General features: G+C 68.1%; 22 protein-coding genes. 9 read left to right on the top strand and 13 right to left on the bottom strand.

Annotated elements, in window-relative coordinates; genetic code table 11:
• Positions 1 to 44: 44 nt before the first annotated feature.
• Genes KF745_10225 through KF745_10215 form a run of 3 tightly spaced genes read right to left on the bottom strand, consistent with a single transcriptional unit; the run spans position 45 to position 4,215 of the window.
• Positions 45 to 1,046, bottom strand: a complete 1,002-nt coding sequence (locus KF745_10225; GenBank protein MBX3358795.1) for a diaminopimelate epimerase — start codon at positions 1,044 to 1,046, stop codon at positions 45 to 47.
• Positions 1,047 to 1,071: 25 nt separating this feature from the next.
• Positions 1,072 to 2,604 carry a M48 family metalloprotease gene (locus KF745_10220; GenBank protein ID MBX3358794.1) on the bottom strand — a complete coding sequence of 511 codons (1,533 nt, stop codon included), beginning with the start codon at positions 2,602 to 2,604 and terminating at the stop codon, positions 1,072 to 1,074.
• Between the two features lie 54 nt (positions 2,605 to 2,658).
• The gene (locus KF745_10215) at positions 2,659 to 4,215 is read right to left on the bottom strand and encodes a hypothetical protein (GenBank protein MBX3358793.1); all 1,557 of its coding nucleotides are present in this window, start codon (positions 4,213 to 4,215) and stop codon (positions 2,659 to 2,661) included.
• A 140-nt stretch (positions 4,216 to 4,355) separates the two neighbouring features.
• Between KF745_10215 and KF745_10210 the strand changes: the two genes are divergently transcribed.
• Positions 4,356 to 4,580, top strand: coding sequence for a NifU family protein (locus KF745_10210; GenBank protein ID MBX3358792.1), 225 nt, complete (start codon positions 4,356 to 4,358; stop codon positions 4,578 to 4,580).
• Between the two features lie 175 nt (positions 4,581 to 4,755).
• Positions 4,756 to 4,980 carry a carbon storage regulator gene (locus tag KF745_10205; GenBank protein MBX3358791.1) on the top strand — a complete coding sequence of 75 codons (225 nt, stop codon included), beginning with the start codon at positions 4,756 to 4,758 and terminating at the stop codon, positions 4,978 to 4,980.
• 79 nt (positions 4,981 to 5,059) lie between these two features.
• Here KF745_10205 and ndk read toward each other — a convergent pair whose 3' ends face one another.
• Positions 5,060 to 5,530, bottom strand: a complete 471-nt coding sequence (ndk, locus tag KF745_10200) for a nucleoside-diphosphate kinase (protein ID MBX3358790.1) — start codon at positions 5,528 to 5,530, stop codon at positions 5,060 to 5,062.
• 231 nt (positions 5,531 to 5,761) lie between these two features.
• On the opposite strand from ndk, the gene KF745_10195 reads away from it, so the two are divergent.
• Positions 5,762 to 6,994 (top strand): VCBS repeat-containing protein, encoded by a 1,233-nt coding sequence (locus KF745_10195; protein ID MBX3358789.1) that lies wholly within the window; start codon positions 5,762 to 5,764, stop codon positions 6,992 to 6,994.
• Between the two features lie 167 nt (positions 6,995 to 7,161).
• Here KF745_10195 and KF745_10190 read toward each other — a convergent pair whose 3' ends face one another.
• Positions 7,162 to 7,884 (bottom strand): hypothetical protein, encoded by a 723-nt coding sequence (locus KF745_10190; GenBank protein ID MBX3358788.1) that lies wholly within the window; start codon positions 7,882 to 7,884, stop codon positions 7,162 to 7,164.
• A gap of 224 nt (positions 7,885 to 8,108) precedes the next feature.
• Between KF745_10190 and KF745_10185 the strand changes: the two genes are divergently transcribed.
• Positions 8,109 to 8,768: a hypothetical protein gene (locus KF745_10185; GenBank protein MBX3358787.1), complete on the top strand. Its 660-nt coding sequence runs from the start codon at positions 8,109 to 8,111 to the stop codon at positions 8,766 to 8,768.
• A gap of 131 nt (positions 8,769 to 8,899) precedes the next feature.
• Here the strand turns inward: KF745_10185 and KF745_10180 are convergent, their stop codons facing one another.
• Positions 8,900 to 9,238 carry a DUF4286 family protein gene (locus KF745_10180; GenBank protein ID MBX3358786.1) on the bottom strand — a complete coding sequence of 113 codons (339 nt, stop codon included), beginning with the start codon at positions 9,236 to 9,238 and terminating at the stop codon, positions 8,900 to 8,902.
• Positions 9,239 to 9,383: 145 nt separating this feature from the next.
• Here KF745_10180 and KF745_10175 point away from each other — a divergent pair, with 145 nt between their 5' ends.
• From KF745_10175 to KF745_10165, 3 genes are read left to right on the top strand one after another with little or no spacing between them, the layout of a single operon-like run.
• Positions 9,384 to 10,022 (top strand): sigma-70 family RNA polymerase sigma factor, encoded by a 639-nt coding sequence (locus KF745_10175; protein MBX3358785.1) that lies wholly within the window; start codon positions 9,384 to 9,386, stop codon positions 10,020 to 10,022.
• Complete coding sequence (locus tag KF745_10170) at positions 10,019 to 10,603, top strand: hypothetical protein (GenBank protein ID MBX3358784.1); 585 nt, start codon at positions 10,019 to 10,021, stop codon at positions 10,601 to 10,603. Before KF745_10175 ends, KF745_10170 begins: the two co-directional genes overlap by 4 nt.
• Complete coding sequence (locus KF745_10165; GenBank protein MBX3358783.1) at positions 10,603 to 11,595, top strand: hypothetical protein; 993 nt, start codon at positions 10,603 to 10,605, stop codon at positions 11,593 to 11,595. The genes KF745_10170 and KF745_10165 overlap by 1 nt, the downstream gene beginning before the upstream one ends.
• Positions 11,596 to 11,641: 46 nt before the next feature.
• Here the strand turns inward: KF745_10165 and KF745_10160 are convergent, their stop codons facing one another.
• The 6 genes from KF745_10160 to KF745_10135 are packed head-to-tail and all read right to left on the bottom strand — an operon-like array spanning position 11,642 to position 20,771.
• Entirely contained in the window at positions 11,642 to 12,058 is a 417-nt protein-coding gene (locus KF745_10160) for a hypothetical protein (protein MBX3358782.1), read from the bottom strand.
• A gap of 50 nt (positions 12,059 to 12,108) precedes the next feature.
• Positions 12,109 to 13,176, bottom strand: a complete 1,068-nt coding sequence (locus KF745_10155) for a hypothetical protein (GenBank protein ID MBX3358781.1) — start codon at positions 13,174 to 13,176, stop codon at positions 12,109 to 12,111.
• Positions 13,161 to 15,806 carry a hypothetical protein gene (locus KF745_10150; GenBank protein MBX3358780.1) on the bottom strand — a complete coding sequence of 882 codons (2,646 nt, stop codon included), beginning with the start codon at positions 15,804 to 15,806 and terminating at the stop codon, positions 13,161 to 13,163. The genes KF745_10155 and KF745_10150 overlap by 16 nt, the downstream gene beginning before the upstream one ends.
• Positions 15,803 to 18,553, bottom strand: a complete 2,751-nt coding sequence (locus tag KF745_10145; GenBank protein MBX3358779.1) for a hypothetical protein — start codon at positions 18,551 to 18,553, stop codon at positions 15,803 to 15,805. Before KF745_10145 ends, KF745_10150 begins: the two co-directional genes overlap by 4 nt.
• A 2-nt stretch (positions 18,554 to 18,555) precedes the next feature.
• Complete coding sequence (locus KF745_10140) at positions 18,556 to 19,731, bottom strand: hypothetical protein (GenBank protein ID MBX3358778.1); 1,176 nt, start codon at positions 19,729 to 19,731, stop codon at positions 18,556 to 18,558.
• Complete coding sequence (locus KF745_10135; protein ID MBX3358777.1) at positions 19,728 to 20,771, bottom strand: hypothetical protein; 1,044 nt, start codon at positions 20,769 to 20,771, stop codon at positions 19,728 to 19,730. Before KF745_10135 ends, KF745_10140 begins: the two co-directional genes overlap by 4 nt.
• Positions 20,772 to 21,039: 268 nt before the next feature.
• Here KF745_10135 and pyrH point away from each other — a divergent pair, with 268 nt between their 5' ends.
• The gene (gene pyrH / locus KF745_10130) at positions 21,040 to 21,783 is read left to right on the top strand and encodes a UMP kinase (protein ID MBX3358776.1); all 744 of its coding nucleotides are present in this window, start codon (positions 21,040 to 21,042) and stop codon (positions 21,781 to 21,783) included.
• Positions 21,784 to 21,868: 85 nt separating this feature from the next.
• On the top strand, positions 21,869 to 22,438 hold the full coding sequence (frr, locus tag KF745_10125; GenBank protein ID MBX3358775.1) for a ribosome recycling factor: 570 nt from the start codon (positions 21,869 to 21,871) through the stop codon (positions 22,436 to 22,438).
• A 12-nt stretch (positions 22,439 to 22,450) separates the two neighbouring features.
• Here frr and KF745_10120 read toward each other — a convergent pair whose 3' ends face one another.
• Entirely contained in the window at positions 22,451 to 22,921 is a 471-nt protein-coding gene (locus KF745_10120; protein ID MBX3358774.1) for a metallopeptidase family protein, read from the bottom strand.
• Positions 22,922 to 22,926: the final 5 nt, after the last annotated feature.

The following is a 22,926-nucleotide window of genomic DNA, read 5'->3' as shown; positions in this document are numbered from 1 at the left end:
TTCCTCCTCCTGAACTCGGGCGGGCCGAGATCGGGCCGGGCATCCTACCGGAGGGGAGCCGGGTTGCCAACGCGGTGCGGCGGCGCGGGCTGCGCTCCGGGCGGTTCGGCGTGTGGTGGTTGGAGGGGCCAAACGCCCTCAAAGACATCCGCGGCAGGGCCGGACTTGAAGACGTGGCGAGACACCGTGTCCCAGCGGATGCGCAGGTCGCCGCCGGGGAGGTGAATGAGGGACTCGGTGTGGAGGCGGAGCGAGAGGACGCCCGCGACGGCGACGGCGCACGCGCCGGTGCCGCAGGCCAGGGTGATGCCGGCGCCCCGCTCCCAGGTTCGCATGGCGGCTTCGCGAGGAGATATCACGCGTGCGAAGTGGACGTTGATGCGCTCGGGGAAGATGGGCTGGGTCTCGAGGTAGGGGCCGACGGTCTCGAGGGGGACGGCGTCGGGGTTCTCGCAGAAGATGACGACGTGGGGGTTGCCCATGGAGACGCAGGTCATCGCGGGGGAGAGGCCGGCGGCTTCCATCCAGGGGGCGGTGGGCCATGGGATGTAGCGGGCGATGGGGAAGCCGACGATGTGCTGGATGGGCTCGGGGCGGGGGAAGACGACGGGGACGAGCGCGGGGTCGAGGATGGGCTCGCCCATATCGACGGTGGCCTCGACCAGGCGGTCGTTCTCGCAGCGGTAGTCGATCAAAAGGACGCCGCGGCCGGTCTGGACACGCATGGGGCTGGCGCGGACGCCGAGGCGGTCGTGGGCGAACTTGGCGACGCAGCGGACTCCGTTGCCGCACATTTGGGATTCGGAGCCGTCGGAGTTGAACATGCGCATGCGCACGTCCGCAGACTCAGAGGGCGTGGGACGACAGAGGAGGATGACGCCGTCGGAGCCGACGCCGGTGTGGCGGTCGCTCATCGCGCGGACGAGGGCGGCGCCGGCGGGGCCGGCGAACTCGGACTCGATGGAGGGATCGGTGACGGCGTCGAGGTAGACGTAGTCGTTCGCGATGCCGTGCATCTTGACGAAGGCAAGGGATTGGTGGGGCATGGCGAAGAGGTGAACCGGGGTGCGATCAGAGGAGCGATGAGATCAGCAGGAGTGCGACAACGGCGAGGGCGGTGAGGCCCGCGGCGACTTTGAGACCCTTGACGGTACGGTCGATAGGGAGCGAGCGGATGGGGAGCCCGACCAGGGCGGCGAGGCGGTGCTGGCGGACGGCAATGGAACCGTGGCGCCAGGAGAACTCATGGCGGGGGACATGGTTGAGGCGTGCGACGGCCTCCAGCGCGTCGATCATGGCGGCGGAGCCGGCGGGGGTGACGAGGTCAATGGAAGGCTGGACCGATGAGGGCTCGTGGGGCGGGGCCGTGGACTCCGAGAGGTGTGCCGCGGCGAAGGCGTCGGCCTGCCATTCGAATCGGCGGCTGACGAGGCCGAAGGCGAGCATCGCCGCGATCCAGAGGAGGATGCCCCCAACGAGTTCGAGGGCCTGGTGGAGAGGGCCGGAGTCGCTGTTTCCGATGGTGACGCCGGCGAGGGAGAGGGTGAGTTCCACGATGATCGAGACGGCGCCGAGGATCGCGATCATCGAGACGATCATCCAGGGGATGTGGCGGCGGCGGACGTGGGCGACCTCGTGGGCCATCACGGCCTCGACCTCGCGCGTGGTGAGGGAATCGAGGAGGGCATCGGTGAGGAGGATGTAGCGGAAGCGGCCGACGAAACCCATGACGGCGCCGTTGACCAGGGCGCCGTGGGTGCGCCAGACGAGCAGGTTTCGGACCCGCACGCCGTAGCGGTTGCAGAGGGTCATCAGGCGGTCGCGGAGTTCGCCGGGCGGGAGCGGGATGGTGTCCCAGAGTCGGCTCATGATGGCCGGGGTGAACATGAAAACGACGGCGACGCCGAGGAGCTGGGCGGCGAGGTGGGCCGTGCCGCCGAGGTGGTGGGCATCGACGGTGGCGGCGAGACGCCGGATCGGGGCTCCGAACGAGCCCGCGAGGGCCCAGGCCCCGAGCCGGTCCAGGGAATCGACCCAGATCAGGATGAGGGTGAGGGGGGCGGCGGTGAGCAGCAGGCCGTGGCGGACGTTGGACCACACATACTGCCGGGCGGTGGGCGGCGAGTAGAGGACGGCGCCGGAATCGAGCGTTCGCATGGAAGCCGCTTCGCGGAGAAACCGGTCGATCGGGTAGAAGGACCACCAGCCGGCGGTGATCGTGAGGAGCACGGGCGTGACGGCGAGGAGTTCATCAACCGCGATGAGGTCGCCGACGGCAAGGCGGACGACGTCGGTCCAGCCGAGGAAGAGGGTGGCGAAGAGGTGGAGCAGGACCGCCGCGGCCTGGCCGGACCAGAGGACACGGTCGGCAGTGATGATGGCGGATTCGGATCGCCTGTGCATGAGGCGCCAGGCGGACCATCGGACGAGGATGTGGGTGGAGAGGGCGATGCCGAGCATGCCACCAAGAGTGGCGGCCGCGGTTGAGAGGCGCCAGGAGAGGAAGGAATCGAACGAGCCGAGGTTCAAGGCGATGGGTGGGCCGGGCATCGAGTCGCGCAGGTAGACCGCGGCGAAGATGACGATGACCCAGACTTGCAGCACGGCGGCCTCCGCCCCCACGCCCCAGGCGCCTCCCCGGTGTGCTCCGGTCAGACGCTATCGGGTGACTGTTCCCAGATCGACCACCGCGCCGTTTTCCTGGTAGTAATCGAGATCGAGCGTGTCGGAATCGATGGAGGTGAAGACGATGGTATTGCGGGCGAACTTCGTCGAGTATTCAAAGTCGCCGGGGCCGGGCCCGGCGTACTCGGCATTCTGCGGACGTTGGACGTGGAAGTGGTAGTGAGCGAGGCAGCGTGGGCTTGAGTCGACCATTTCTTCGGAAGCGACGAAGCGGTTGTCGGCGATGCGCTGGACGGCGCGGGGCGGGAACGAGATTGCGAGCCAGCCGGAGAGCGGGGCCTTCGGGGCGCCGGAGACAGAGGCATCCTGCAGCACGCCGCCGTACTCGGTGCTGGTGTCGCGCTGGTCGATGGCGACCTGCTCGAAGAGGGCGACGCGGACGGCGGCGTCCTTGAGACAGTCGTCGATGGTGAGGAGGGTGACGAGGTCGGCCCAGGCCAGTTTGGGCTCGGCCTCGACAAAGCGGCCGCTGGGCCAGCCGGACGAGGGGGAGCGGTCGGCGGTGCGGGCGTAGTAGCGGCGGTCCGCGAGCCGGGAGGAGGCTTCCTGGACGAGGGCGGAGCGATCCTGGGTGAGCCGCTCCGGGTGGTTGGCGGCGGTCCAGCGGATCGGCTCGATGTGGCGGAGCCGAAGGCCCTGGGCCTGTTCGGCGGTGAGGCCGGCGACGGCGGCGGTCGCGGCGGTCCACCAGGCGCGGGCCGTGGGGTTGTCGGCGCGGAGGGCGAGCAGCCAGTCGAGTTCGGGGCCGGTGACGGGGACGCAGCGCAGGTCCTTGGCGCTGGCGCGGAGCGCGGCGAGGGCTGGGTCGTTGGCGGGGCCTTCAGTGTCAGAGGCGATGAGACGGGTGCGGCTGGAGCCGTCCTTGTCGATACGACCGAGGACCTCCCAGGCGTCGCGGCGGGCTCGCTCGGCCCATTCCTTTCCGACCGTGGAGGTGTCGGCTTCGGGGCCGGAGGTGATGCGGCCAACGAAGATGTCGTAGACGATCTCGGTGTCGGTCTTGCCGGGGAAAAGGGCGAGGAGGGCGGCACGCTCGGGGCGCTGGTCGTCGGCGGGTTGGGGGACGGTGCGCGACCAGGAGCGGGCGAGGGTCGGTGCGTACTCCGTCCAGCCGTTCTTCGAGGCGGTTTCGCAGATGAGGGTGATGACCTTCCAGTCCGTCTCGGTGGGGAGGCGGAGGCGGAGGAGGCGGCGGGTGTCGGCGGCGCCTTCGGGAGTCTGGTCGTCGAGAAGGCGTTCGACGGCGCGGAGGCGGACATCGGACGGGGTGCCCGCGGCCCAGACAACGGACTTGAGGACCTCTCGGGTGGCGGTGCGGTCGGCCGTGCCCGCGGCGGCGCGGGTCCAGGCCTCGTCCACGGCGATGACGCGGTCGTCGACCCGGGCCTTCGGGTCCTTGATGATGGTGATCGGATCCTTGTCCGCAATCGAAGCGGAGCTGTAGCCGCCGCTGCCGCTGGAGCAGGCGCCTGGAGCAATAGCAAGAGCGAGGATGACTGGGAGGAGCAGGGCTCGGGATCGGCTGGTCATTGGGTGAGTCTATCGGGCGTGAGGGCCGCTATGAGCGCTAGCACGCGGGCAGCGGATGGGAAACAGAATCGCGGCGGGCGTATGCTGGTACCGAGGAGTTTCCGCCGGTGACTGCCGCCCAACATGCTTCCGACCATCCGCTGAGGCAGCGGGTCTCCGAGGTGCTTGATCTGATCCGTCCGGCGGTGCAGTCGGACGGTGGGGATCTGGAGTTGGTGGAGGTGACGGGGGACGGGGTGGTCAAGATCCGGCTGCACGGGGCGTGCGTGGGGTGCCCTTCGAGCACGATTACGTTGCAGATGGGGATCGAGCGGAACTTGAAGGAACACATCCCCGGAATCAGGGCTGTTGTGGCCATTGATTAGGCATACGATAGGTATGCCTGATTGAAAAGCCTTTGCGAAACCTGCAAATTCTGCGCTATCGATGCGCAACCTTTTGCAGCGTTGAGGCTTCTAGGCGGGGCCAGGGTGCGGTATATTCGGGTTCCACGGAAGAGGAACTTGTCGGATCAGCCGGGCTGATTCAGGAGTGTTTCCAATGCTCGTCGTGACACGCAGGGAAGGCGAAGAAGTGGTGATCGGGGATCCGCGGAACCCGATCGGCGTGGTGCGAATCGCGTCGATCAAGGGGGACCGCGTGCGAATCGCGTTTGATTTCCCTCGGACGATCGGGGTCAATCGGCGCGAGATCGCGGACCAGATCGCGGAAGAACCGCCGCAGGTGATCGGCGCAATCAAGCCCGCGGCCGCGGCGCCGCGGTAAGAGCGAACTGGTGAGGTTGCGGGGCAGACGGCGCGTGCACCAAGGGGGCCGGGATTTGCATCTCAACTGAACTGGCAGGTTACTCGGGCTTACCGCTGGTGGCGTCGTAGACCCAGGCATCGGCGGCGCGGGTGAACTCGATGACCTCGCCGGGGGCGAAGAAGAGGGAGAGTTCGCGCGCGGCGGCTTCGGGGGAATCCGAGCCGTGGATGAGGTTGAACGAGTTGGAGACGCCGAAGTCGCCGCGGATCGTGCCGGGGGCGGCCTTGGAGCCGAAGGTCGCGCCCATGAGGTTTCGGGCGATCGTGATAGCGCCGACGCCGCGGACGGCGAGGACGAGGACGGGGGAGGAGGTCATGAAGCGGACGAGGCCGGGGTAGAAGGGACGCTCCTTGTGGGCCTCGTAGTGGCGGGCGGCGAGGTCGGGGGAGATCTTCATCAGCTTGCAGCCGACGATCTGGAGGCCCTTGTCCTCGAAGCGGGAGAGGATGCGGCCGGTGAGGCCCCGCTGGACGGCGTCAGGCTTGAAGATGATGAGGGTGGTTTCCATCGGTGCTGAACTCCTGAGGCAGCCGCCCGCGGTGGTGTGTTCCGGGCGGTGGGCGGAAGCATAGGCGGGGGTGCAGTGAACTGCGGCATGGAGGCTGCAATGGGGGCGAGTACGGGCGACATTTGAGGAGAGGCGTCCGTTGGGGCGCCCCGATGCCGGACGGCCGCCGGCGGATCACTGAAGCACCCTTCACCGAGGACGCACCGATCGCGGTGCGGACGGAGGTATCCCATGGTTTCTTGCACGCGATGGATGCAGGTTGTGGCGGGCTCGTGCGTGGCGGCGTCGTTTGCGGCGGGCGCGATGGCACAGAGCGTCGGGTTCTCGCAGCCGGTGACGCTGACGACGGGTGGTACCGCGGTGGCGGTCGCCACGGCGGACTTCGACGGGGACGGCAAGGTTGACATCGCCAGCCTGAACTCGGATGGAACCGTGAAGATGCATCGCGGGCTCGGCGGCGGCTCGTTCGCGGCGGCGACGGCGCTGGGCGCCGTTCCCCTCTGGGATCCGACGCGGGAGACGCCGAGCGTGCTGCTGGCCGGCGATGTGAACGGGGATGGGCGGGTTGACCTGGCGGTGGCGGGCTTCTCGGTGCCGATCCACCTGATCCTGAACCAGGGGAACGGGGTGTTCGGGCAGGCGATCAACACGTGCTTCATCGGTTCATTCCCGCCCAAGGTGATGCTGCGGGACGTGAACAAGGATGGCCGGCAGGACATCCTGCTGAACAGCCCCGGGACGCTGATGATCAGTTCGGCGAGCGGGTTTGCGAGCCAGTTCGTGTTCCTCAACGGGGTCAACCAGAACTCGGCGATGGCTGTCGGCGACTTTGACGGCGATGGCTTGACCGACCTGGCCGTCACCAAGGGCGAGGCCCCGTTCGGCATCCGGATCCTGCACCGGAATCCCGGAACGACGGTGTCGTTTACCGAAGCGGCGTTCATCCCGAGCCAAGAGTTCATCAGCGACCTTGGCGCGGCGGATATCAACGGGGACGCGAAGCCGGACCTGGTGACGATCAAGGGGGCGCAGAACCGGGCCGAGGTGCTCGTGGGGCTGGGCGCGAATGCGTTCGCAGCGCCCGTGTCGCACGCGACCGGCGTGCAGCCGCGGTCGGTGGTGCTCGCGGATATCAACAGCGACGGCATGGTCGACGTGCTGGCCGATACGGCGACCTCGTCGGCGGTGAGCGTGCTGCTCGGGATGGGCCAGGCGACGTTCGCGGCGAACGCGATGTTCGGGAGCAGCCCGAGCACGCCCGCCGTGGCCGACCTCAACGGCGACGGCGTGAACGACATGGCATTTGCCAGCAGTGGCGGCGTCACCGTGCTGATCAATGCATCAGCGCCGGCCGGCGAGGTGTGTCGCGCGGACTTTGACAAGGACGGATCCGTGCTGCCGTCGGACATCGCCGGGTTCATCAATGAATGGTTCTCGGCGTTCTCGGCGGGCGGGTGCCGGTAGCGCCTCACCGTCACTCCCCCACTTTCATGTTCGGGCTCGTGTTGTGAGTCCGGTCAGTGTGGGTTTAGTTTCGAGCGAACCATCCTCCTCATTGAGGCGACCCCCGGGCCAGCCAACCCCCGGGGGTCGCCGCGCGCTCGGGCTGCCGCGGGCGGCGTTCTGCAGTCTCAGTATGGGAATCGCGGGTACACGAGTCTCATGGCGCCGTAGGCCGCCATGAGAGCCGCGGGCATGCCAAGGAGCAGAGCCGCCACGTAAGTCAGATAGCCGCCGATGGAAACGACAGCGGCAGCCGTCGGCTGATTGAAGCGGCCACTGCATCGTGCCTGTGCCCAAGCCGATCGCCACCGAGCAGCCATGGCGACCGCGCCAACGACCCAGGGTATCGCTCCAAAGGGGAGCAGCAGCTCTGCGGTACCACGCGGCTCACCCAGCCAATGAAGAACTGCGACAACAACGAGGAGGATCGCCATGATCATGGGGGCAACGAGCCATGGGGCGTGCAACTTCCAGATGTGCTGCAACCAGAAGGCCCATAGGAAGGCCCGCAACGACGGACGAACGAAACTTGCCGCAATGGCGATCGGGATAAGGGAGCCGACCAGGATCGTGGAAAGAATCACAATGACCACCGGTGCAACTCCACTTTCCCGCACCGAGAGGGTCGCACCGAGCGCGTAGCAGAACGGCACGACGAGCAGGACGCTGATGAACATGACGATGCATGAGCGGGCCTGACCGACGGTCTCCAATCGGTACGCCGTGACGGCGCGAGACTCGTCGTTGACCGCCGCGCCGCACTCGGGGCAGTGATCGGGGGCGAGCCCGCTGAGGTCATAGTCACAATCGGGGCAGGTGCTCTGCGGCGGGATGGGTTTGGGGTCGGGCATGGGAGGCTGGTGCCGGCTCTTGCACCCCGGAGGAATCAGTCGCATAGGTCTGCACACAGAAGCGGGGCACTTGGCGGAATCCGTTTGGGCACACTTCTACCAAGCGTGTCAGCCACATGCAATGAAAGGCCCGGGCTGTGGCTACCGAATACCATCGGCGGCATCAAAAACGATGCCCACAAATCTCCTCACAATGACGTGAGGACCACATGGAGGTTACCGACTTGCGAAGACTCTCACTGCTCACATCGCTGGTGGTGTCCGCTTCCGCGTCCATCGCTGGGGCGGCTCCCGACACATACACGGTCGACTTTTTCCCCGAACTGCCGCAGAACGACGGCGGGGTGCAGCTGCGGTTCATCGGCCCGGCCCGGGGAACCGTGGTCGCGACCCGTCTGATCATCACGTACACAACACTCGGGGAGTTTCAGGCCCAGGATTTGGTGATCAACCTGTTTGCCAGGACGCCCGACTCCCCGCTGGGCGGGTTCCTGACGGTGACGGGGGATGACCTGGGATGGAGTGGTCAAGGCACCTTCTCGACGACCTTTACCACGCATGACATCGACGGAGCGTTGACCCCAGGGCTCTGGGGCTTCGACCTGCTCGGGGCCGGCGATCCGCCGTCGTATTCGGGACAGTTCTCGGCGGATACCCGGTTCGAACTCGACATCGAGCCGGATGTGTGCGCCGCGGACTGGGACGGCAACCTGAGCGCCGAGCCGGCGGACATTGCCGCGTTCATTCAGGACTGGCTGTTCGAGGTGAGCGAGGGCGCGGGGCTGTCTACAGACATCAACTACTCCGGAACCGTGGACGTCGTGGACATCGCGGTGTTCATCCAGCGCTGGCTGGCGGCGGTTTCGCAGGGGTGCGGCGGCTAGAGCACCTTCAGCCTGTAAGTGGATTGCGGCTGACTGTCGGCCAAGGCGCCGAGGGTGTACGGCCGGGTCTCCGCCGACGCCGCCACCGCATAAGCCGTGGCGGCTTTTGGCAATACCGAGGTTGCAAGTGCTTAGGCGATGGTTCCGGTACGTCGCTCGAACCTCACCCCGCGTTCGGGGCCGAACCTCGCCAGCCCATCGGCCCGCAGGCCCGGGGCCGTGTGCACGAGGTAGCGGTCAAGGGCTTGCCGGGTTGTGAAGATGTACCTGATCTCCACCTGAACCGCCGACTTCCCGGGTGCCGCGGCGGCATCGGGCGGATCGACGTCATCAAGCCTGACGATCATGGCAGAATGGGCGCCGCCTGCGATGACCGCATCGACGTGGCCGTCTCGGAGCCAGGCGATGAACTCCTCCGCCGTGGCGGGATCGGGGAGCGTGGCGAGGACCGTGTAGGCAACGGGGGTCATGGTCGAATATAGGGCCGTCCCGTCGTTAGGAGCCGGGACGGGGTGTCGCGGGAGGCAATACTGTTGTGCAAAGGGCGTTCGGCTGGGGGTGATGAGGCTCGTATTGGAACCACAGGGACCCTCTCATTCGAGTCGGCGCCGCTCTGTGCAAGGGCCGGGTCGCGGCGCTGCGGCCCGCGATGGCGAGGAGTCCGCCGGGGATGAGGTCTCGGCCCTGGTGGTTCTGGCGGGCGCCGGGGACGAGGGGGCGTGGCGGGAGTTGATCGGCCTGTACAGCCGGCGGGTGTATGCGCTGGCGAAGTCCAGGTGCGGACGGCACGACACGGCGGAGGAGATCACTCAGAGCGTGTTCGCGACGATCGCGACCAAGATTGCCGGCGGGCCCGCGTCGAGCGGCGCCTACAGCGAGATGGGGAGGTTTGAGTCCTGGCTGTTCCGGATCACGATGAACCGCATCCGGGACGAGATGCGGCGACAGAAGCGGCAGGCCGAGCCGACCGATCCCGCCCAGATGCAACTGGGCGGAACGAGGGACGCGGCGGCGGGCGAGGGCGAGGAGATGCTGACCCGGCTGAGAGCGGCCCTGTTGCAGCTCTCGGACTCGGACCGGGAGATCGTGGAGTTGCGGCACCACGCGGGCATGTCGTTCAAGCAGATGGCCGACATGCTGGAGGAGCCGCTGGGCACGCTGCTTGCCCGTCACCACCGGGCGCTTCGCAAGATCAAGGACCTGATGGAAGGGGACTCGCGGGACACGCGGGTCGGGAAGGAGCGGACACCATGAACAACCACCCGATCGGATTCGGCGAGGATCGTGACGCGTGGGTGCCGGACGATCTCCGGGCCATCGATGCGGCGCTCTCGCGGATGGGTGAAGTGGACCGGGCGTCGGCGGATGATTCGCTTGAGTCCCGCCTGTTCGCGGGGACCCGGGACCTTGTGGTGGAAGCGGCGGGCGTGGCGGGTGTCCGCGGGAACGTTGATGCGCTCGCGCGCCGCGTGCGGGAGGGGGCGCCACTCGATCTCGAGCGCCGCGTGTTCGAAGCGACTCGCGGCTCGCTGCATGGGGCTCGGCGCGATCGCGGCGGGCGGGTAATCGTCCTGCGTCGCCGGCTGGCTCGCGTGGCGATGGCCGCCGCGGCGGTGCTGGCAGTTGTCGCAGGCTTCTCCCTGTACACCGGCCGCTCGGAGCCGGCAGGCACCATGGAGCCGGACTCCATCGATCTTGCGATCATGGACTTCCCCAAGGCGGCGACGAGCCTGGTGCTGTTTGATGATCTCCGGAGTCAGGTCGATCGGCTCGACCGAAGTGTCCACGGCGAGTGGATTACGGTGGAGCAGGGGATCGACGAGGAGGCGCTGTGATGCCCTCTCGATGGATGAGCGTGCTCGTGGCGGGCGGGGCCCTGACCGCTGGCGCCGTCGCGTCGCTCGGCGCGGCCGGCGATCAGCCGCCGCCCCACGGCGGGGGCGCGGAGCCTCCGCGGGGCGGCCCCGATGGGCCCCGTGAGCCGGGGCCGCGGCGGAGGCTGTCGAACCGGTTTCCGGACGATCCGGCGTCTGCGAAAGCGATGCTGGAGCGGTGGATCTCGGACATGGAGAAGCGGCGGTCGGTGTTCGAGGAGGCTGTGAAGCGGCTCGACTCGGGCGAATCGCTCGATGAGGTCCGCGTGTTTGTCCGCGAGGCGTCCCCCCCGCTGCCGTGGACACTCGTTGCGGGCCTGAATCGGGGGGGCGATGACGGCGCCGGCGCGGAGGAGCCGCGTGGCCCGGGGCGCCGGGGCGGGGCGCCCGAGGTAGCGACTCCGGAAGAACGCGCGGTCATCCTGCTGCTGCTGGCGGCGCGCGATCCCGGTGCGAGAGATCGGCTGCTCGAACTCGAGCAGAAGGATCCGACGGAGGCGGTCCGCTCGCTCTCGGAATCAAAGGGACGACTGGCGTGGCTCTTCGAACTGAGGCGGACCGACAAGGAGATGTTCGAGTACCGCGTCAAGGAACTCGAGGCCGACTTCAAGGCGAGGTCGGTGCTGAGGGCGATTGTTGCCGCGGAGCGCTCGGGCGAGTCGAGCCGGGCCTCCACGGCGTCGTTGATGGCCGAACTGCGATCGATCGTGGCCGTCCGGCAGAGCGCCCGCCTGGCGCTGCAGACGCTGGAGCTGGCGCGGATTGAAGACCGGGTGGCGAAGATCCGGGAGAGCATCAAGGACCACGCGGAGAATCACGAGCGGATCCTCAACGAGGAAGTCGACAGCATGCTGAGCAGGGCCCGGGAATCGGACTGGGGCGTGTCGCGGAAGGAAAAGGGATCGAAGGCCCACGACGGTGCATCGCCGCCGAGCCAGGGCGAAACGCCTTAGCAGAAGTCGCCTCCCCGCCCGAACCAACCCGGCGAGTAAGCCCGGCTCAGGAGACGATCGCGCCGGGGGCGATCTCGGCGTCGGGCCGGAGGAGGATGACCTTGCGTTCCTCGGCGGTTGCCGCGTCCTTGGCAACGTTGCTGGCCGCGAGCAGCATGCCGCGGGACTCCTCGCCGCGGATCACCCGCGGCTCGAGATTGGCGACGATGATGATTGATCGACCGGGGAGATCCTCGGCGCGGTAATGGCCCTTGATCCCGGCGCAGATCTGGCGGGGCGTGCCCGAACCGTCGTCGACGGTGAGTTTGAAGAGCCGATCGGCCTTCGGGTGGTCGACGGCTGTCAGCACCTTGGCGACGCGGAGATCGAGTTTGGCGAACTCGTCGAAGGCAACGTTCGGCTTTCCGGCCGCGGGGCTGGCGGAGGCGGGGGCGGCGGGCTGTGCGGGGGCGGCGTCGGCCATGCGAGGGTGTCCCTGGTGCTCTTGAAGTGTCCCTTGCCCCTGCGACCAGTTTAGTCACTGGACTGAACTGGGGTGCTGGCGGGCGCTGCGGCGGGGGGAGTTGGTGGCGGGGCAGCGGCCGGATTCGCCTCGGGTGCGTCCGCGGCCGGGGCTGCGGGGGCGGTCCACTGGCCGTCGCGGAAGATGCAGAGCGCCGGATCGACGCCGAAGGCCGGGGCCAACTCCGCCGGGCCCAGGTCGCGAAGGGGGGCGCCGCGGTCGACGACAACCTGGGCGGCCCACGAGCGCTGGATGCCGCTCAGCAGGGCGGACTCTAGCCGGAGTTGTGCGAGCAGTTCGTCATCGGAGAACCGAGGACCGGGGTTGCCGCCGCAGTTCAGGCAGAGGACCGGCCGGCCGTTGGGGTCGCCCGGGCGGTTGACAACGCGTCGGTTCTTGCACTCGGGGCAACTTGGCCACTGGGCGATAAGGCGCCGGACGAGGTCGGCCCCGCCGCGGATCTCCATCGGGCTGATCATGGCGTCGTAGCGGTCCAGGAGTTCCGAGACGCCCGGCCGTCGGAGGACGGCCTCGGCACGGCGGCCTTCGCCGGCTCGCATGAAACCCAAGGCGGTGCACAGGTCGAGGGCCACGTCTTCACGCACCGCATCGACCGCCGGGTCGCCCTGGCTGCGGTCCGCCTTGGCGATGGCCGGGTCCATCGAGCGTGCGAGGGCCCAGAGCCAGCGGCGTTGGGCGTCGTCGGTCACGCTCGCGGCAAGGGCCAAGCAGGCGCTCGGGCCAAGCCGGGCCTGCCGGGGCTTGGGGAGTCGCTGGTCGAGCGAGTAGGACAGGATGAAGAGCCGACGGGCCAGCGACAGTCCCGCCTGGTTCGGCTCGGATCTGCGGCCCAGCGACTCGGACAGCACCTCCTCACCGAGCAGGAAGTACGGCATCGGATCATCGGGGCTCAGAGCGGCCAGTCGGCCGGCGAGATCGGTGACAGGAACGGACGGGAGCTTGTGCTCGGAAGAGGGCGGCGTGGCCGGAGGCGCGGCGGGCGCGATCGTCGCGGGCAGACCGCATGCGGCCGCAATGAGCACGAGCTGGAGTAGGGGCGGTCTCAGGATCCCGTCCATGCGCTCTCCTGTCCCAAGCGAAGGAGCCAGAGCCGGAGCATCGCCCGCTCGGAGGCGTGGATCTGCTCGAAGATGTGCCGTGCCTCTCGACGCCTGGTGGTCATGTCCTCCAAGATCAGGGCGACCGTGGGCGCGCGGCTTGATCGCTCGCCGACCGTGACGTAAGCAAAGACCTCCGCAACGCTCACCTGCTCGGCGGCCCAAGCCTGTACGGGGCCCGATGCGAGGGCCCGCCGACCCGCGCGTCGGTTGTCGATCTGTTCGAGCGACATCGGGAACTGGAGGTTCGGGACGAGGCGTTCGGCCTCGGCATGCAATGATCGCCAGAGCGCCTCGGGCCCGGAGGTGGTGATCGGATGCGTCTCGTCCTCGTCCGACGGCCCGAACTCTCCGGGCTCATAGGTGCGGGCAAGCGCGTTGGCGAGCCGGTCGACATTGACTGAGATCCCGGCGCCTCCTGAGGCGAGTTGTTCGATCAGCCGCTCGACCAGGGCTCGACGTGCAGCAAGGCTCCACGCCGGATCGGAAGTGGGCGGCAGGGACCGGCCGGAGACCTTGGAAATCAGTTCGGAGACCGACTCGATCCGCGGCGCCCTTGGGAGGACCTCCAGCATGGCGGCGGTCATGGTCGGCAGGCTTGCGAACTTGGCCGCGGCGCCCTGGGCGGCGTGCCGCACTTTTCCTTCGCCCCCGGGCGCGAAGCAGGCCGCCTCGGCCAGGACTTCGGCGTCCACAACCCCAAGAGCCCCCCCGCTGCCACGCTGGAGTTCTTCCAGGCGCTCCATTCGGACGGGGATGTTCATTCCGGCGGCGAGGTACGACACCGCCCACTGCCCGTCCGTGCCACCGCGAGACGACGCGACCGCGATCTTGCCGGGCGTGCGGCTCGGATCCGGCGCCAGGTCCAGGTACTGACCGACACGGCTGAACTGGTCCGCGGCGCCGGCGGGATCTCCCTGCCAGAGCAGCCTCGCGGCGAGATTGAGCCGCGCGAGTTCGACAGCACCGGCCAGCGCTTCGATATCGTTCGAGGGGCGGACCGTCCGCTGCAGGATATCGGTGACTGCAAGCGTCCAGTCGCGTGTCGCCTTGGTGCCACCGGCTGCCTCCGCGACATTCCATGCTCCCGCGTATTGCGTGCGGAGCTTCTCTCGGTCGACAAAGGACGCGGAGGACGGGAGGACCATGGTGGCCACGACGCTCTCCGCCGAGGAGGCGGTGGCGAGCGCGGTGGTGAGCACGTACAGGTCGGCCACGGAGACCCGCTGGTCGCGGAACCAGTCGAGCAGGCGTGTGCGAGCAGGGCCGCCGCGGCGCCACTTGATCTGCACCGCAAGGGACTGGATCGCGGCGAATGCGCTGGGGTCGGCGTCGGGCTCCGGGCTGTTGAGCAGCACCCGCTCGAGCCCGTCGACGAGGAACCGTTCGACATCACCGTCGGAAACAAGCGCCGCGACCGCGTCGGCCCAGGCGTTGCACGCGGCCGTCGTGTCCGCGGCGCTGCGGTTCCCATCTGCGGGTGCCAGCAGCCACTCGGGCATCCGCTGGAGCGCGGCGATCGCTCCGGCCTCGAACGTTGCCTCACGGCGAGGCCGCTCCGGCCCGAGAGCGTCATCCAGCGCCTGCTCGATCCGCGCCGAGAGTGCGGTGCTCAGAACCCGCTCCTGCGAGAGGCGGCAGAGCATCCCCGCGGACCACGCAGCCGGCCAGACCTCATCGGGCGACAGCGGGCGGCCGGCCGCGAGCGGTGCCACCCCCGCCGCGATCGCCGTGATGAGCCGATCGCTGGCCTCAGTGGAACTTGCGAGGGCGTAGAGAATCTCGACGATCGCGCCGACCGCTACGCGCTGGCGTGCCTGATCCAGGCGCGGCCAACCGCTCCCAATCGGTCCTATTGCTGCCTCGACGACGGCTAGCGATTCCTCCGGGTTCTTGCGGACAGAATCTGCCGCAGCCTTGAGCCCTCGAACGGCCGCGGGCGCATCGACAAAGGCCGTCGGCACGCGGGGTGCCGGGGCTCCCGGCGCGGAAACGCTTGGTGAAGGAGCCGAAGCCGGGATGAGAGTTGGGGCGGTCGGCGTAGAGGCCGGCGGTGATGCCGGGGCTGCCGGCGTCGTGGTCGTTGTACCTGCGGGACTTGTTCCGGCCGGGTTCCCGCTCGCCAGCAGCAGCAGCGCCAGCAGGGCGGCCAGAAAGAACAACCCCCCCACTGCCATTCCAATGATTGGATACACCGCGCGGGTTGTAGCACGATCCTCCCGCCACTGAGGCTCCGGCTCGTGCACGGGCTCGACACGCGGCCGAGGGAGCGGCGCGGCGGGAGCACTGCGTGGCGGCCCAGCCCAGGCGCTGACGAGTTCAGCTCTCTGGTACGGATCCCTCAGAGCCGCTGCGGCGGCGTAGATCGCGTGCCGCACCTTCTGGGCTTCCGCCGACTCGGCCTCGGGGTGCGCATCGACTCGTGCCAGTTGCCGCTGCACCGCGGCCACAAGATGCTCGTCCGAGCACGCATCCGGCGTCACTCCCAGCAACCCGAAGGGGCCGCGTTGCAGCGCCTCGGAATCCAGGTACTTCTCGATCGGCGGGGGCCGAGGCCCGGCGAAGCCGGAGTTGGGTGGTCGAGTCGTCACGGCGTCTCTCCCACCGGGGCCGCGGGCGGCGGGATACGGGCTTGCAGCGCCTGGAACCTGGACCGCCAGGGATCCGGCGCCAACTCCGGGTACAGCGCCTTGTGCTGCCGGAACGCATCGCCACCCTTGGCTGGGTCCACGGTGAGTAGCAGTCGGATCGTGTTGTACCGTGCCTCGAACCAGGGATCCGATGCGGGCTTGAGCCCCGCGGCGAGCGTGATCCAGCACTCCAGCGCGGTCGTGGAATCACCCGTCGCCTCCGCACTCACTGCGAGGCGGCGGAGCGGCCCCTCGGCCCGGGGCTCGACCTGCAGGATCTCCCTGTCGAGCCGGATCGCCAGCGATCGGGCGCTCGTCTCGCCGGACTCAGCGAACTCGGCGGCCGCGGCCTCGGCGACGGTGGCGTACAGCGCGAGCGCCCCCGGCTCCTTCAGCGCCTTTTCCGGTGCGCCAAGCACGTCGATGATCCGCGAACCGAGTTCGATGACGGACTCGCGGGCATCGCCATCCGCCGGGTCCCTTCTCCACGCCCTCACGGCCTCAAGATAGAGGAGCCGGTCGCCGGCCTCGGCGTACGGACCGCCAGCCTCTCGCAGCGATTGAAGGGTGGCTCGCGCCTGCGCGGGGTCGCCGGTGCGGAGCGCGAGCTGCATCCGCCGGTACAGGAGTTCCGCCTTGGTAGGTGCGAGGTCAACGCTGGACCGATCGGAGACCTCCTCGATTGCGTCAAACGCCGCGGCAGCCCTCGCGGCGTCGACCGTGCCGGTGCTGAGCGAAGCGTCCAGGATCTGACGGGCACGCGTAACGACCTTCTCCGCCGCGGCGGCCTTGTCGGCGTCCGGTGCTTCGAACGCCGCCCTCTTCTCCGCGGCCAGCAGCTCCTCGGCAACCGACAGGAACCGCACCGCCGCGAAGTCCCTCGTGTCCGCGGCTGCCGCGCGGTACGCGGCGTAAAGCAATCGGGCCGCCTGCCGGCGCGAGGTGTCGTACGACGGTGATGATCTCGGCACACCAAGGAGTATCCGGATCGCCGCCTCTTCGCTGATGATCCCGGACGTGCCGAGGGCGTTCAGCAGCCGCGCCGAACGGTCCGAGTCCCCGTAGGTCTGCAGGAACAGGGCCGCGGCCTCGTCTCGTCGAGTGGCCGCGCCGACGGCGCCGAGCCTTGCGGCGCGGTCCAACGCCGAGATCGCCAGCCACATGGACTCCTCGGCGTCGTCCCGAAGCGAAGAGTCGCGGGATGCTTCGAGGAATCGATCAGCGGCCGCCTGGAACTCTCCGGCGTAGAAGAGCGACAACCCCAGGTACCTCGCCGCCCGTGCCCGCTCCGCGCCGAACGCCCCAGCGTCCGGCTGCCGCAGCCCCGCCTCCAGCAGCGCGGCCGCTTGTTTGTACTTGGTGACGATCGCGTCTACGGTGCACGGCTCTTCGGCGCTGGTGGGAGCGGCTTCCTTATGCTCGGAGCGTGCCTGCTCGTAGGTCTGAACGCCGCGGACAAAGTTGACGATAAACCCGTTCTCGCCAATCGGGGCGGTCCCGTACCGCTGCACGAGATCGAGCACCTGGCCGATCTCGCCCCGAGCGGTCAGATCCGCGAGCGCGATCCGCGAGAGCCGATCCAGCACATCACCGACGATCCTCCGATCGGCCTCGAGCGTCAGCACGGCCAGGAGCCGCGCGGCCGGAGCCTGGAGCGGAATGACGCCAGCGCCGCCGCCGTCGCGGTCGGACTTGCGCTCCCGCCGCACCTCAACGTCCAGATCGCTCCACCGCTTCGCCTCGCCGAGCACCGAAAGGCGGCGAAGGAAGAGTTGATCGCGAACCGACGGTGGCAGCGAGGGAGCCTCCGACAAGGCCCGGAGCCACCGCATCGCTTCCACATCATTGCCGCGGATCCCCGAAGCCAGGGCGCACCCCAGCGCGGCCCGTGCAATGTGCTCGTACTTGAACATCTCCGGCTGCACTCGCTCGAGCGAGGCCGTGTTGCCGCCGCGGGAGTTGAGCAGCCACCCGAACGAACGCATCGCATCCGACGCCTGCCTCACGGCCGGTTCACCGGTGGATAGGAACGCAAGGTAATAGTCGGTCCACCCGGCGAAGTAGAAGGCAAGAGAGCGCAGTCGCCGCGCCTCGGCGAGTTCGCGGGAGAGTTGTTCGGACTCCCGCCCGGCCTGTTCCTGGCGCTCGAGCAACTCCACCCGCGCATGCGTCTTGGTGGCGACGTCGAGGAACTCGGCCCGCGCCGTCCGCAGAGTCTTGTCCGCTTCGCTGTTTTCCTCGGGAGTCGTCAGCCGCAGCCGGGCCCGCTCCGCGATCTCCTCGGCATGCAGGTAGGAGGCCCGGGAAAGGTTGATCCGGAGTTCGTAGGAGTCTGCCTCAGGGACGAGCCGAAGGAGTTCCCTCGCCTTCGCCTCGAATCCCCGCCTTGCCTCGTCGGTGGGCGCCGACGTCAACAGCTCCACGTAGATGGCCGAGAGCCGGTCGGCGATCTTCTTTCGCTCATCGCCGCCGGTCTGACGCAGTCGATCCGACAACTGGGAGGCGAGAAGCTCGCGAAGCCCGAGCCGATCGAGGTATCCCTCCACCGCGGCATCCGGCGATCCCCGGGAGGTGATCTCCGATTCGGCGTCCGCTTGTGCGATTGTGCTCGGCGTGCCCGCGAGCAGCGACAGCGTGCCGGCCACCACCAGCGCGTGCCACCGCCCGGTTCCGCGGACCCCTGGAGTTGGATCGGTGCGGCGGGTCATGTCTACCGTGGCGGCCGCCCCTCCGTGGGCTGTGGGATTGCGGCGAGGCCTTCCCACCCGGCCGCGGGGTCTCGCGGGAATCGCCCTCGAAGTTCAAAGACGATGGACGCCGCGGCGGTATCGTCCCCTGACAGGTGCATCTCCTCCGCGGCAAGGGCGAGCGCTACGGCGGCAAGACGCGGCTGGATATCGCCGAACCGGGCCGGAACGTGCAGCAGTTCGATCACGCCGCGCCGGCGGTCATCGATGTCCGGCTCCTTGAGCAGCGACCGGCCGATCCCGGCTCGGCACCACGCCTCGATCCATGCCGCGCGCGCCGGCCTGACATCGGCCCCCAGCCAGACTCCGTTCATTCGCTCGGTGAGGAGCACTCGGGCCTCGCGGCGCTCGCCCGCATCCGCGGACACCGCCTTGACAATTTCGGCGACGAATCGCACCCCAGCGTGTTCGCCGGCGGCGCGAATCGCCGGGGCCACCGACACGGGCGATCCCTTCATCGCCTCAGTCGCGGCGGCCTGGTACAGCATCGCGAGAGCCGTCACAACGCGGTCCCCGGATTCAAACCGGGACCACCGCGGATCGTCGCGAAGAGCGGCCGTGCGTTCGTCGGGCAGGAAGATCGGCGCCAGCGCGGGAACCAGGTCCGTGCCGTCGTCGGCGAGGGCCGCTCGATCAAGAGTGCCGCCGATCCAATCCGCGCGGAGTTCGTCTGCGGCAGGCTTTCGGGCGTCGATCCATGACAGCCAGGGCCACACGGCCTCGGCCGTTTCACCCTTGGAGAGCCTGCACCGGAGTGTTCCCTCGGCAACCACCGCCGCGGTCGGCCCCTTCCCCGCTTGATAGGCGAGGTATAACTGCTCGAACAAGGGCGCCGCGGCGGGGATATCGCCCCGCTCAAGCCTGGTACGGGCCCGAAATGCGGCATCCGCGATCGGCAGGAACGGCACGGCCGCGGTGGACATCGCTCCAGAGACGCTGCGGACGCGATCCCAACCCGCCAGCACCGGAACGCCGGCGGCCGACATTCCCTCGGGGCGGATCAGCACGCCCTCGACGCCGACCTGCTCAACGACAGCCCGACGCGCCGCAGGTTCGCCGCGGATCTCAACCTGGGCGCCGACAGCGGGGCACAGCGCCAGCATGAGCGAGAGGGCCGATGCTCGGCTGAGGCGTCTCATTTCCGTCGCGGACCCTCGATGAACGTGTACGTCCCGCCGGACCGCTCGGCGATGTCCTTCATCGTAAGCTCGGAATCCCTGCTGACGAAGGCGATGCAGTGGATCGGGATCCGCCTGCTCCCCCGGTTAAGCCACGCCAGTTGCTGGGCGACCGAGGCGTCAAAGAGCCCATCGGTCATGAAGTAGATCGCTTCCGGCCGCGGTTTCATTTCAAAGATCATCTCGAACGCGGGCCCGGGGTTGGTCCCCCCCTGGGCGGAGAGGTCTCCGATCTTGGCCAGCGCCCACCGCTTGCCCTCGTCCGAAGCAACGGTCCATTTCGCGCGCCCACCCAGCATGAACGCCTCGGAGGAAAACGGGCAGACCGCGAAACTCATGTGCTCCATCATGGAACTGATGGACTCTGCAAGCTCCTCTTTCAGGAACGCCAGTTTCCCGGCGTCCGACATCGAACCGGAAACATCGCAGACGTACGCGAACCGCGAGCCCTTCGCCTCAACACCGAAGAACTTGGCCGAGCCACCGCCCGCCCCGCCGCCGCCAAGCCCGTCGCCGTCACCGATGGCATCGCCCCCGCCGCGGAGCCCGGCGATGTCGCCAAGGTTGCCGCCAAGGCCGGCGCCCGGCTCGGCCGAATCCGAAAGGCCCCCAAGGGCCGGCCCTGCCGGGAGGTCGTCGCCGGACTTGATCTCGCCGATACTGGGCGTCCCGACCTCGATCGTGCTCCCGGGGAGTTGGCCCAGTTCTGCGCCGGTCTCCATCGTGATCGTGACATCCCCGCCGGTGCGCCCCCCCAGGCTGCCACCCCGGGCGACCTCGAAGAGCAGAATGGCGGAAATAAGGACAAAGCAAAGGTGCACCAGCACGGACGCCACGGTCCCGACCACCGAGCCACGGAACAGGAATCGAGTCAGCGAGAAGTTCTTTGTTGGCTGCGGAACACCCGGCTCCTCGGCCGCTGTGCCGATCGCGTGAGGGGGACCAGCCTGCCTGGGGGCGGCTGGTCTGGCGCCGAGGGATGCTGGCTGCGAACTGGGCATGGCGTCCTTGTAGATCGGTCGGACCGGCCGCCGGTCTCAACGGCATTGGCATTCCGAAAGGCCGCACGGCAACCCGCCACGGGAGGCGTGCGCGCGATCCTCTCAACTCCCCAGCCACCTCACCACTGTTCGCACCGGCCACTGACCGGGTTCGATATCACGGCTATCAAGTTCGGACCGCGTATGGAACACTCTACTCTATCGGTTGCCTCCGGTTGCATGCGGGGGCTAGGCTGGGCAAACAAGCGATCATGCAACCGGAGCGCCAATGGCCCAATCCCACACCCCCACCTTCCGCCGCGTCCTCCTCAAGCTGAGCGGAGAGGCCTTCTGCCCTCCCGGGGGACAGGGGATCGATCCCGCTGAACTGGAGTTGATCGCTTCCGAAGTCAAGGCGGCCTGGGAGACAGGCACCCAGCTTGCCGTCGTGGTCGGGGGCGGCAACTTTGTCCGCGGGGCGAAGTTCGCAAAGGCCGCCCACATCCACCAGGCGACCGCGGACTACATGGGGATGCTCGCGACAGTCATGAACGGGCTGGCCCTGAAGGAGGCCCTGCTGCACATCGGGGTTGCATCGAGGGTCATGTCCGCTATCGACATTCGCGCGGTGGCCGAGCCGTTCATCCGCGGCCGGGCCCTGCGGCACCTCGAAAAGAACCGCGTCGTGATCCTGGTCGCCGGTACCGGCAATCCCTTCTGCACCACGGATACCTGCGCCGCCCTCCGGGCCACCGAGCTCGAATGCCAGTTGCTGATGAAGGCGACCAAGGTGGACGGCGTCTACACCGCCGATCCCAAGACGACTCCATCGGCCCGTCGGTACGACCGTCTGACGTTCGACGAGGCGATTGAGCGCCGGCTCGGAGTGATGGACATGCAGGCGATCGCGATGTGCCGCGAGAACCACATCCCGGTCCTGGTGTTCGACTTCAAGGCGTGCGGGAACATCCGCCGCGCGATCACCGAGGGGACGCCCGACGCCCCGGCCGTCGGGACGCTCGTCACCAACTGATCGGGGAGGTATACGGGGCGGGAGTTCGCCCATATCCTTTGCTGCGTCGCGACCGTCAGGCTTTGACCCTCCAGAGAAGCACACCATGTCCGATCCCGACACTATTCTGCTGGAAACCGAAGAATCGATGACCAAGGCGGTCGACTACCTCAAGAAAGAGCTCAAAGGGATGCGGACCGGGCGGGCGTCCGCGGCGCTGGTCGAGTACATCAAAGTCGACTACTACGGGACGATGACCGACATGAAGGCGATCGCGGCGATCTCGGTGCCTGAGCCGACCCAGCTCCTGCTCCGGCCCTTTGATGCCGGGGCGATCAACGAGATGAAGCGGGCGATCGAGGCCTCGGGGCTGGGGCTCACGCCGATGGTCGACGGCAAGCAGATCCGCCTGAACGTGCCGCCGCTCTCCGGTGATCGCCGCAAGCAGCTCATCGCCCACTGCAAGAAACTCGGCGAAGAGACGAAGATCTCTATCCGCAACGCCAGGCGCGATGCCAACAAGCACGCGGAAGCCCTCGGGAAGAACCCGGCCAAGCACGTCCCCGAAGACGAGATTGAGACCCTGAAGAAGGAAATCCAGGACCTTCTGAAGAAGTACGAGACGGCGACCGACGACGCGATCAACTCCAAGACGAAGGAAATCGAGACGGTCTAGCGGCCGCTGCGGTCACGCGTAACCCAGGTCGTCCAAGTCCGATTCATCCAGCCCGAAGTGGTGACCGATCTCGTGGAGCAGCGTGATCCTCGCCTCCTCGTAGACGTCGTCGTCCAGGTCACCGCTCTGCCCCGCCAGCACCGCCCGCTCCCAGACGCGCCAGTCCCCGTCTTGGTCGTCAGTGCTCAGGGCAAGGGCAGTGATCCCCTCTCGGAAGATGTGGATCTGGTCCGGCAGCCGCCCTCCCTCGATGTCGATTGACCGCTCCGTCCGTGCGGTGCCGGTGTGCAATCCGCACAGGTCGTCGCCACGATCGTCCGGCCCAATCGTCCCCTCCCGTCTCAGCACATCGATCATCTCGGGCGTGGGGTGATCGAGAGCGACAATCGAGACCTCCTGCAGCATCCCCTGAAACTGCGGGGGAAGGGAGTCGATGGCGTCCTCCAGGATGCGGTCGAAATGTTCGCGGGCGTGTTCGTGCATGGCAA

It is taken from the genome of Phycisphaeraceae bacterium (assembly GCA_019636655.1).
GTDB lineage: Bacteria > Planctomycetota > Phycisphaerae > Phycisphaerales > UBA1924 > JAHBXB01.
The sequence above is the reverse complement of the archived record's forward strand: the minus strand, read 5'-3'. Positions and strand labels throughout refer to the sequence as shown.